This is a genomic window from uncultured Methanofollis sp. (assembly GCF_937919355.1).
In the GTDB taxonomy this organism is placed as follows: Archaea; Halobacteriota; Methanomicrobia; order Methanomicrobiales; family Methanofollaceae; genus Methanofollis.
Window position 1 is genome coordinate 1 of the sequence record NZ_CALFSA010000008.1, and the last position, 9821, is coordinate 9821.

Sequence of the window (9821 nt, forward strand, 5' to 3'; positions counted from 1 at the left end):
ACCCTGAACAACGACGATCTGGAAGGGGACGGCCTGCTCGACGACGAAGAGAAAAACGGCTTCATCGACGGCTTCGGCAACCCGCACACCACCGATCCCGACCTCCTCGACACCGACGGGGACGCGGCCGGAGTCCCCATCACCATCGACAGCACTTCTTCACGAAACCGGCGATAGAGGGGCAACCTGCTACAAAAGAGATAAAAATTCGTCAAGAGAGATCCCCGCCTGAAAGAGAATTGCCTGAAGCGTCTTTGGAGCGAGTGTCTTTCCAGAGTGAACAGGAACGGTGACGATGATGCCACGCTCTGGATGGTGGAGGTACTGGTGGCTGCCCCGCATGCCGACCTCTTCAAAGCCTGCTCGTTTCAAGGCCCTGACCACTTTCTCCCCCGTTGCTCTCGGGAGCTTCATGCTGCGTTGCTCGTATTCAGGGGTACAGATACCTCAACAGGAATGGGCTTCCCTAACTTTCTGGCGACCTCGATATACCCCGAGATTGCTTCTTCAATATGTGCCAGCGCCTCTTCCCAGGTAGACCCCTCGCTGATGCAACCCGGGAGGGAGGGAACCGTTACGGTGTACCCTCCGTCTTCATTCTGCTCCATAAGAACGGTGTAGCGGAGACGAATATCAGACAATCGATCCCTCCTCCACAGGGGAATAGTATCTGGCACTATATAGGAGTTCTGCAAAAGAGTGTCGCCCCGGAAACCCTGCCGGCAAGGGCAGCGAAGTCGTAAAAAGCTCAATATCTGGGTTTCAGGGTGTGGCAGGGGATCCGCACTTCTCCCTGTGGAATCAGGAGTAGCATCCGGCAAAAGTACAGGGCTTTTTCCAAAACTTTTTATCAAAGAGGTCATCCCAAAACTGACCAGAAACCTTTGTGATGTCGATGAAATTCCCCGCATTTTGTTCTGAAAATCCTGTTCTGGTGCCTGTTCCGGCGGGTTTCACCCCCGGTCCCCCCACCATTACGATAGGAGAGTGGATGGCAGACTCCTCTTCAGAATATCGTGTTTACTCCTCCCGGGTCCAATCATGAGCGGGGTGCGAGCGACAGCGAGCATGAGAATACGGAAAATCGAAGATTTTCCTGTGCGTGCATATCTTCGATGTGCCACGGACCGAAGGTTTTCGATTGCCCGGGAGAACGACCGAAGGGAGTCGATAAGACAAAAGATATTCTCAAGCTCACAGCCCCCTCAGGATTGGCCCCGGAATGTTAGAGAGGAGATCACGAAAGGGAACGGGACCATCCCATCCCTATCCTGACGCTCCGGAGAGAACAGCGGCACACCAACCGTCATCTCTATGTCATCAGGCACCCCATCACCTCTCGATGAAATATATCGTCACCGGCGGCGCAGGATTTATCGGCTCCCATATCGCCGAGGCACTCGCAGAGAGGCACGAAGTCGTCGTCATCGACGACTTCTCGACAGGCCACCCCGAGAACCTTCGGGGTTTCGACGTCACACTCGTCGAGGGGAGCGTGGCCGACCTCCCCCTCTTGAAGGAGACCTTCGCCGGCGCCGACGGCGTCTTCCACGAGGCGGCGATCGCCTCGGTGCCGAAGTCGGTCGCCGACCCCCTCGCCACCCACGAGGCAAACCTCACCGGCACCCTGAACGTCCTCCTCGCCGCACGTGACGCCGGCGTGCGCAAGGTCGTCTTCGCCTCCTCCTCGGCCGTCTACGGCGAGAGCCCCGAACTCCCGAAGAGGGAGGGAATGCTCCCCGAACCCCTCTCCCCGTACGCCGTCTCCAAACTCGCAGGCGAGCACTACGCCGCCTCCTTCTCGCGGCTGTACGGACTGCACGCCGCCTGCCTGCGCTACTTCAACGTCTTCGGCCCGCGGCAGGACCCCTCGTCCCCCTACTCGGGCGTGATCTCGATCTTCGCCGACCGCATCCTCGCAGGCGAACCTATCACGATCTACGGGGACGGCGAGCAGACGCGTGACTTCGTCTACGTCGCCGACGTCGTCAGGGCCAACCTCCGTGCTATGGAGGGCAACGTCGAAGGAGTCTTCAACATCGCCTGCGGCCGCACGACCACCCTGAACGCCCTCGCAGAGACGATGATGCGGGCCGCGGGGAGAACCGTGGAGGTCAGGCACGCAGAGGCGCGGGCAGGCGATATCAGGCACTCGTGTGCCGACATCACACGGGCGCGGGAAACACTCGGGTGGACACCTGCATGGGGGCTTGAGGAGGGCCTTGCCCGGACGATCCAAGCAGCAGACCCTCAGCGGGTGTGACCAGCCCTCTCCCTGAGGAGGTGTCGGATCGCGCCGAAAAAGAAGGGGCGCAGGCTTTCGTGTCTCAGGTCAGACACCACCGTCCGTATCGCCGCCGCGGGGACGTTGCCCAGCCCCCTCTCCTGCATCTTCCTGAAGAACGCATGTTTTTCGATCGGTCCGCTCGCCCCTCCCACAGGGGCAGGGGTGCGTGAGACATTCGGGAACCGGTTCGTGCAATAGACCCGAAACGCATCCCTGTACCACTCCCGCCTATAGTGCTCCTCTGAGCCGAAGACCTGGAGGTGCCGCTGGAAAAATTCCTCCCTCTCTTCGTTTTTCGTCAGGATGATCATCTTCTTTTCCAGGTCTATATGATAGTAATAGCGGCTGAGAGCGACCTCACCATCGTCCGCAATGTCCACGCCAAGGCAGTATGAATCGCAGGTGTGCGAGATATTGTGGTGTGTCGGCACGTCGAAGCAGAAGTTTCCGAGGCCATAAACAATAGTCCTCCCACCGATCGTCTCAATGCCCTGCGGGGCGTGAGCATGGTGGCCGATGACCAGGTCAGCCCCGGCACGGGCAATCTCATGGAAAAAGGCCCGTCTCTTTGGTTCAGGGACGATATTGTACTCGGTGCCGCCATGATAGTTGTAGATGACCGCAACGGGATCCTCGGTCTCCTTCACCTCCCTGATCAGGGCGCGGATCTTTTTGATGTCAAAGGAGTACGGCGCTGTCATCCTCCCATCCCAGAGAGGGCCTTCCCGGTGAGAGGAAGCGATGAAGGCGACCTTCGTCCCTCCATGGCTGGCAATCAGATACTCAGGATAGCCTCCGACGCCGTAAAAGCGGATACCACTCTCCTCCAGGTGTCGGATCGTCTCCTCCACACCCGGAAGACCACTGTCCATGATATGGTTGTTTGCGAGGGTGCAGATATCGATATGTCGCTCCTTCAGGTAGCGGGCCGTATTCAGGGGCGCCTTCAGGTTGGCACCGCCATATCCCTTCTCGCGGGGAGGGGCATCGGTGATGGGGTTCTCAAGGTTAATATGGCGGATATCAGCGTTATTGAAGAGGAACCTGATCTCGTCGTCAAGGATCTCCTTTCCTGCTTGGACCTGGTCAAAAAAAACGCCGCTTGCTGAAAAATCCCCCGTACATACGATCCTCATAGGCATCACCCCTCTATCGTGATGACTGACTAATGAACCTTTTTATCCCCTGAAAAAATTCGGCGACCCATTCTTTCAGAAAAGGATCCCGTGCAACAGCCAGGCCATAATAGATAAGGCTCACAGCAATGGCAATGGCAAAGAGGAGCATGATAGAGAAGGATAGGAACTTGGCTACAATGAGAGGCGTCGTGATCAGGACGCCTGTCAGGAGGTCGGCGCACCAGAGATAGCACTCCCTTACATAGTCCAGACCTGCCAGTTTCAGAAGCCAGATGTTCATAAAGGCGCTGAAGAGCGCACCTGTCAGGGAAAAGAGCAGGATCGCAATGACCGGGTCCCCGCTCATGCCGCCGATCGTGAGGGTGACCGCCCGGGACGCAAGGAGGACCAGTTCAAAGGCGAGGCCGGCCCCCTGCTTCTCGAGCACGTTGAAGATGGCCGTCAACGGCGATGAAACAAACATAAAAAAAAGCCAGGGGACCAGGAGTTTGACATAGAACCCGGCGTCGTACCACTGGGCACCGAGGAAGAAGACGAATAATTCCTCGCCTATGATAAGCAGGAGGAGCATGGGAAAGATACTGATCGTAACAAGCCGCCTGTGTACCTCCTCCACAATGGGGCCGATGTTCCCTGTCTGTTTCCGGACCTCGCTCACCTTCTGGAAGAAGACCTGCGAGACCGCAGTGCCGACAAGGCTGAGAGGGAGGCTCACAACCTGGTATGCGAGGGAGTACAGCCCGACGACTGTCGGGGTGAAGAAAAAAGCAAGGAATATGGGGGAGATCTGCCGGGAGATCTCATTTGCCGCGGTCGACCAAGATGTGAAGATCGGAAATTTCCTGTACCTGAAGGCAAGGGCCTTAACCCTCGTCAGGGTGACCGACGAAAAGAGAGCCAGGTCTTTCCTGACCTCAAACAGCATGATGAGGTTGGCAGAGAGGTAGCCGGTCACAGCCCCGGCAATAAGACCGAGAGGAGAGGCAACACCGATGCCGGCCCCGATCTGCACTCCTTTGTTCACAAGAGAGTTCGCAACCCTTCCCCCTGCAACGGTGCCGAACTTCTCCCGCCTGGAGAGCCAGTAGTTCAGGATGAAAAAGAGGCCATTCAAAAAGACGAGGATGGGGATGAGGCCGATATATCCTGCAAGGGCAGGGAAGCTCAGGGTGGCTGCAATGCTTTCGGCGAAGATGATGAGGACGGCACCGCTGACGGTCGATGTCGCAACCACAAGTACGGTGCTGAGGGCGGCGAGGTTGGCAGCATCTCTGTCCTCTTTCGGGAGCATGATAGCCAGTTGATAGGAGAAGCAGGAGATGATGGCAAGGATGCCGGCGATGGAGAGGAAGACCTGGAAGACCCCAAAGTCGTCAGGGGTGTACAGGCGGCTGATGATCGGGATGAGAAGGATACCCACCGCCTGAGCAACAATGCTGCCAGAGATAAGTTTCAGGACATTTGTGACAAAACTCGACATGGGGTATGGTGGTAGATTCAACTTGCCCTATATTATCCTTTGGATGACCTGGCAGATGTACGGTGGTGTTCAGGGAATCAGAACCTGAGAGGGGGTGTGCTATGGAAGATCAGAGTGTCTGCCCTCTGAGGATATCGGTGCCCTGGACAATATAGGTACGCGACCCTCTATCTGAGATCTTCCTGGCAGGAACACCGGCAATAGAGATGTTCGGCTCAAGAAAAGACCTGTTAACAACGCTGTTGGCACCGATGGCGATGCCGTCCGCTATCCTGATGTTGCCAAAGATCTTCGCACCAGGGCCGATATAGACATTTTTCCCGATCTTCGGGGCGGTTTCGTCATGGGAGCCGATATTGGCGCCCGGGTGGATCCGGCAGTTCTCTCCGATCTCGGCAGCGCTGTTGATGACGAGCTGGCCGTAGTGGGCGATGGAGAGACCGGGCCCGAAGACGTTGAGGGGGATGGTGAAACCCAGGCGCACCGACATCTGATGATAGCGATACAAGAGCAGGTAGTACAATGATCTGTGGACAGGGCTGCTATTTTTCAGGCAGTTGTTCCAGTACTCGCACTTCCTCATCAGCAACTGGAATTTCCAGATATCATCTCCGATCAGAGGTTTTGGTCTCTTTCGGGTGATTCCAGAAGAGATTTTGTCCGCTTGGATGTAGAATAAGTAGTCATCTTTTGAGTGGATCATCCCGACCACTGGATGTTCGCATTGCTCTTAGTATTTTCGCTTGCATGTAGATACACACACGCACACACAGTATCTAAAAGGGGGTATAATTTCAAAGATATACAAAAACTATCCGGTCACGCACCAGGGTGCACCGCTGCCTCCCCTCACAGGTTCCAAGGAAGGGCGTACACGTGCTGCAAATGGTGATGTGAGCGACCCCGCTCCACCCCTTTACCCAGCCTGATCACACCGTTGATGTCTAGATTGAGCAGCGTTTCGGTTGAAATCCGATACAATCCTCTCTTCAGCCGGCGGCTCGTCCCCCAATGAAGATGGTCCCTGGGGCTCGTACACCGTCCTCCTCAAGGGCGACTCCTTCCAGATCAAGCGCCTCACCCTCCTCCCCGGACGGCGTATCTCCGCCCAACTCCACCACCACAGGAGCGAGCACTGGGTGGTGGTGCGGGGGATGGCTGAGGTCTCGAACAACGGCCGCACCTTCTTCGTCCGTCCGGGAGAGAGCACCTTTGTCCCGGCAGGGACGAGGCACCGCCTCGCAAACCCAGGGATGATACCCCTCGAGGTGATCGAGGTCCAGAACGGCGAATACATCACAGAGGACGACATCGCCCGCTTCGACGACGACTTCAGGAGAGAGTGAGGATGCATCGTGAATCTCGGCGCCAGCCCAGGACATGGGGGGGGAAGGCTACCTGTTCTTTCAGTTCCTCCTGGCCAGCCGTCCCTTCACCCGCCACTTCAGTTCATGGCAGAGGGAGGGGATGTGGTACAGGAGATTTGTCGAGTAGTTGCAGCTGCAGCCAGGACACTTCTTCAGGAACATATCCTTGAGCCTCTGCCTGTACGCATCTGTGGCGACGATCTCAGTGAGAGGTGTCTCCCTGACTGTGCCCATTGGGGGCAGGGCCCAACACCCCGAATAGACCTCGCCGTGCGGACCGACGTACACTTTCTCATAGCCGAGATGACAGGGGATGTCCTCCCTCTTGGGGTCCTGGAAATACTCCTTCATATATTCGAGGGAGGAGTAGCTCTTGCTGATCAGGCCGGGGTGCATGGCCTTGATCTGATGGAGATCGGCGACGAGGTCGTCGAGTCTATCCCGATCTTCCGCGGGGATCCAGAGGTCAGAGGTGTCGATGTCCCGGAAAAAGTAGAGAGAACTATTGAGGAGGTTGAAACCGCAGGTGATCCTGAGGTCTCTCGCAAGGTTGACCATGTTCAGGATCTCAGGGAAGGTGGGTTTCATCACCGTCGTCCCGATGGTGATGGCAAGGTCAGGATACCGGGAGTCCCGAAGCCCGATCAGGGTCTTGAGTGCTCCGGTGCTCCGGTCAAATCCGCCGTTCACACCCCTGACAGAGTCGTGGACGGCGGCGGTGCCGTCGATAGAGACGGAAAAACCGTCGAGTCCGCTCTCGATGAGGGAGACAGCCTTCTCCTCTGTCAGCAGAAGTCCGTTCGTGGTGATGGAGAGGTCGGCAAATCCGAGGTCGTCGGCGATCTTTATGACCGCAGGCAGGTCTCTGCGCAGGAGGGGTTCACCCCCGGCAAACTCGATATTCCTGATCCCGAGGTCCCTCGCCTGGGCGAGGACTTCCCCGACCTCTTCTGTATCCAGTTCCCCGACAGAGGCATGTTGCCACTGCCGGCAGGTGATGCACCGGCTGTTACAGTTGTCGGTGATATTGAAGACAAGGGTCGTCGGGCAATAGGGTATATGGAAAAGAAAAGATGTATTCAGTCTGGAGGCTCCCGAATAGAAGATCCGGGAGGACTCTTTCATCCCTTCCCTGACATATGAGGACAGTGGTACTGCCATGGTCTGCCGGTATATGCAATTCACAAATATAACACTTGTGAGATATAATACCTGGCCACCCCTCATCTCTCAGGAGAGACCACTGCCGGCCGGCAGGACAGCAATCTTGAACCAGAAGAGGGTGAAGACGCCGTGCCCGGGAAGATGGGGTCATTCAGGGGGAGGCCTGATCTCCCCGGCAAGACGGAGGTACGCCGCTGCCAGGGCCTCCACCTCCTCTCTCTTTGGGACGTCTCTGGCATAGGCGAGGCGGTCGGCTTCTGCAAAGAATGCAGCAAGTCTCTCCCTCTGGCCAGGGCAGGCCTCCAGGGCGTCGGCGATACAAAAAAGGCGGGTTTCGGTACTCTCCTCGATCAGGGTGGTCATCTGCTTCTCGATGATCCTGGCCGCCTCCCGTATCTTCCCTTCCCTCAGGCAGCCCTCCCAGGGGAGTGGGGCTGGCGTTTCCTCGGCACCCTCAGGGCCGACCTCTGCAGGCGCCGCCTCTTCGCGGGTCTGAGGAACCTCCCTCCGATGCCTGCGGAGGTAACTAGCACCAAGGGTGACGCTCCCGACAAGGAGACAGGCAAGGAGAAGGAGGGGTACGCCCGCAGGGGGAGAAACCTCGATGGGTCTTTCTCTCGTCGGTGCGGGAGTCTGCGACGGTGTCGGGATCTCGGTCGTCGGTGCGGGAGTCTGCGACGGTGTCGAGATGCCGATCACCTGACGGGAGGCGGAGGCGACGCCCTGAGTGCCGTCTGGGGTGAGGGCAACATGATTGACCCAGCCCCCGAGGGTGTACGCCTCAAGGAGATGACCATCGCCGTCGAAGAGGTAGGCCTGCCTGTCCATCGACCCGGCAAGGATGCGGGAGCCGTCCTTCGAGACAGCGACGTCCCGGATCCAGCCGTCGGCCGTGAAGGTCCAGAGTGTCTTTCCCTCCCTGTCGATGCAGATGAGAGTGTTGTCCTGCGCACCGGCAAGGACGCGGGACCCGTCCTCGGAGAGGGCGAGGGTGGTGACAGGGCGATGGGACATGTGCGTCCAGAGGAGGCTGCCCGTGCGGTTCAGGAGGCGGACGCCGGCATCGGAGGCGACGGCGACCTCGTCCCCTGTCCCGGAGACGGCGACGGCAGTGCCCCCCTCCAGGGCGCCCTCGCGCGCCCAGACTTTCCTGCCTGTGCCTGTATAATAGAAGAGGCCGCGGCTCGAAGCGACAGCAATGTACGTCCCCTTCCCCGAGATGGCGATGGCATGGACCTGGGACTGGACCTCGGCCTCCTCGTCGTCTGGGTCGCCCCGCGTTTCGGCCTTCGCCCGGCGGGTGCCGTCGGTGTCATAGAAGTACACCGTACCGACGAGATCGGCGACGACGAGCCTCTTCCCCTCAGGGGAGAGAGCGAGGGCGACGCAGTCTGAGGGCATATCCACCCTCCAGAGGATGGAGGCGTCCCTGGTATAGAGGGTGAGCTGGAGGCCGCTGGCGCCAGCGATGAGGCGGCCGTCTGCGGACGAGGCCGTCATCTCCGCCGACCACTGCGCCCAGAGGGGGGTGCCATTGCCGGAGAGGAGACAGAGTCTCTCCCCGCCGATGAGGACGTGCGAGCCGTCGGGGGTGAGGGAGAGGTCGGCGACCTCTGCGGGTGCAGAGTATGTCCAGAGAGGGGTCTCTGCCAGGGCACCGGCAGGGAGGACGAGGAGAAGGAGAAGGAGGAGGAAGGGGACGGCAAACCGCATATACCAGACTATTCTCTGGAGAAGACCCATAAACATTCTGCTCCGGCCGTACACCGGGCGCGGATCAGATCCCTCCCTGACGCAGAGAGTGCGTCGTCGAGACGTCACTCGCGGATGAGCGAGGACATATTTACGTGGCAAAGTCCGAAGATGCCATGAAGACACTCTCCCGGCAGGAGACCGAAGGGGTGCGCCGGATGTACACCATGTTCACCACGGCACATGTGATGACGCCCATCCTCAGACCGAATCAAGCATCTCCCGGACCGCAGCCTACATATCCGGGATTTTATTCCGGACGACGTCCCACACGATCTCGGTATGGTCTCCAAAATAGGCGTGAAGGAGGATGTCCCGCATGCCTCCAATCTTTCTCCAGGGAGTATCGCCATGCTCCGCTTTGAGCGGTTCAGGAATGAGTTTGACCGCCTCGCCGATGACCATGAGGTTCCGGATCACCCCATCTTACACAAGATCGCTCTGCACGAACTCCTCGTAATCCATTCCCCGTGTATATCGTCCTCACAATGGCCTCAAGAATGTCCCGGAGATAGAGGTTATAGTCCCGGGACATATCGCACGCTCCGGAGGATGTGAGGTGCGAGACCGGGTTTGAGGGTGTCCTGATCGACAAGGTCGACGTGCCTTCCGAAGAGATCTTCGAGGAAAAA

The 9821-nt window shown here is 58.2% G+C and carries 10 protein-coding genes; 2 read left to right on the forward strand and 8 right to left on the reverse strand.

What is annotated here, in order from left to right; all coding sequences use genetic code 11:
- Nucleotides 1–189: 189 nt before the first annotated feature.
- Both Q0520_RS00385 and Q0520_RS00390 read right to left on the reverse strand, forming a co-directional pair.
- The gene (locus tag Q0520_RS00385; RefSeq protein WP_298665207.1) at nucleotides 190–414 is read right to left on the reverse strand and encodes a type II toxin-antitoxin system HicA family toxin; all 225 of its coding nucleotides are present in this window, start codon (nucleotides 412–414) and stop codon (nucleotides 190–192) included.
- Nucleotides 411–641, reverse strand: a complete 231-nt coding sequence (locus tag Q0520_RS00390; protein WP_298665210.1) for a type II toxin-antitoxin system HicB family antitoxin — start codon at nucleotides 639–641, stop codon at nucleotides 411–413. Before Q0520_RS00390 ends, Q0520_RS00385 begins: the two co-directional genes overlap by 4 nt.
- Nucleotides 642–1342: 701 nt before the next feature.
- On the opposite strand from Q0520_RS00390, the gene Q0520_RS00395 reads away from it, so the two are divergent.
- The gene (locus Q0520_RS00395; RefSeq protein ID WP_298665213.1) at nucleotides 1343–2263 is read left to right on the forward strand and encodes an SDR family oxidoreductase; all 921 of its coding nucleotides are present in this window, start codon (nucleotides 1343–1345) and stop codon (nucleotides 2261–2263) included.
- Here the strand turns inward: Q0520_RS00395 and Q0520_RS00400 are convergent.
- The 3 genes from Q0520_RS00400 to Q0520_RS00410 form a co-directional block, all read right to left on the reverse strand.
- Nucleotides 2251–3423 (reverse strand): CapA family protein, encoded by a 1173-nt coding sequence (locus Q0520_RS00400; RefSeq protein ID WP_298665216.1) that lies wholly within the window; start codon nucleotides 3421–3423, stop codon nucleotides 2251–2253. The genes Q0520_RS00395 and Q0520_RS00400 overlap by 13 nt on opposite strands.
- Nucleotides 3424–3436: 13 nt before the next feature.
- The gene (locus Q0520_RS00405) at nucleotides 3437–4906 is read right to left on the reverse strand and encodes an oligosaccharide flippase family protein (protein WP_298665218.1); all 1470 of its coding nucleotides are present in this window, start codon (nucleotides 4904–4906) and stop codon (nucleotides 3437–3439) included.
- A 109-nt stretch (nucleotides 4907–5015) separates the two neighbouring features.
- A complete protein-coding gene (locus tag Q0520_RS00410; protein WP_298665221.1) occupies nucleotides 5016–5489 on the reverse strand; it encodes a serine O-acetyltransferase in 474 nt (157 codons plus the stop codon).
- 382 nt (nucleotides 5490–5871) lie between these two features.
- Here Q0520_RS00410 and Q0520_RS00415 point away from each other — a divergent pair, with 382 nt between their 5' ends.
- Complete coding sequence (locus Q0520_RS00415; RefSeq protein WP_342765213.1) at nucleotides 5872–6252, forward strand: phosphomannose isomerase type II C-terminal cupin domain; 381 nt, start codon at nucleotides 5872–5874, stop codon at nucleotides 6250–6252.
- A gap of 60 nt (nucleotides 6253–6312) precedes the next feature.
- On the opposite strand, the gene Q0520_RS00420 is transcribed toward Q0520_RS00415, so the two are convergent.
- From Q0520_RS00420 to Q0520_RS00430, 3 genes are all read right to left on the reverse strand, one after another.
- Nucleotides 6313–7434, reverse strand: coding sequence for a radical SAM protein (locus Q0520_RS00420; RefSeq protein WP_298665224.1), 1122 nt, complete (start codon nucleotides 7432–7434; stop codon nucleotides 6313–6315).
- Nucleotides 7435–7584: 150 nt separating this feature from the next.
- Nucleotides 7585–9186 carry a WD40 repeat domain-containing protein gene (locus Q0520_RS00425; RefSeq protein WP_298665226.1) on the reverse strand — a complete coding sequence of 534 codons (1602 nt, stop codon included), beginning with the start codon at nucleotides 9184–9186 and terminating at the stop codon, nucleotides 7585–7587.
- 237 nt (nucleotides 9187–9423) lie between these two features.
- Entirely contained in the window at nucleotides 9424–9594 is a 171-nt protein-coding gene (locus Q0520_RS00430; RefSeq protein ID WP_298665228.1) for a DUF86 domain-containing protein, read from the reverse strand.
- Between the last annotated feature and the right edge of the window lie 227 nt (nucleotides 9595–9821).

Coding starts and splice junctions, on each gene's coding strand:
- Q0520_RS00410 (WP_298665221.1), bottom strand. CDS start 5,489: ATGAGGAAGTGCGAGTACTGGAACAACTGCCTGAAAAATAGCAGCCCT.
- Q0520_RS00395 (WP_298665213.1), top strand. CDS start 1,343: ATGAAATATATCGTCACCGGCGGCGCAGGATTTATCGGCTCCCATATC.
- Q0520_RS00405 (WP_298665218.1), bottom strand. CDS start 4,906: ATGTCGAGTTTTGTCACAAATGTCCTGAAACTTATCTCTGGCAGCATT.
- Q0520_RS00430 (WP_298665228.1), bottom strand. CDS start 9,594: ATGGTCATCGGCGAGGCGGTCAAACTCATTCCTGAACCGCTCAAAGCG.
- Q0520_RS00385 (WP_298665207.1), bottom strand. CDS start 414: ATGAAGCTCCCGAGAGCAACGGGGGAGAAAGTGGTCAGGGCCTTGAAA.
- Q0520_RS00425 (WP_298665226.1), bottom strand. CDS start 9,186: ATGTTTATGGGTCTTCTCCAGAGAATAGTCTGGTATATGCGGTTTGCC.
- Q0520_RS00400 (WP_298665216.1), bottom strand. CDS start 3,423: ATGAGGATCGTATGTACGGGGGATTTTTCAGCAAGCGGCGTTTTTTTT.
- Q0520_RS00420 (WP_298665224.1), bottom strand. CDS start 7,434: ATGGCAGTACCACTGTCCTCATATGTCAGGGAAGGGATGAAAGAGTCC.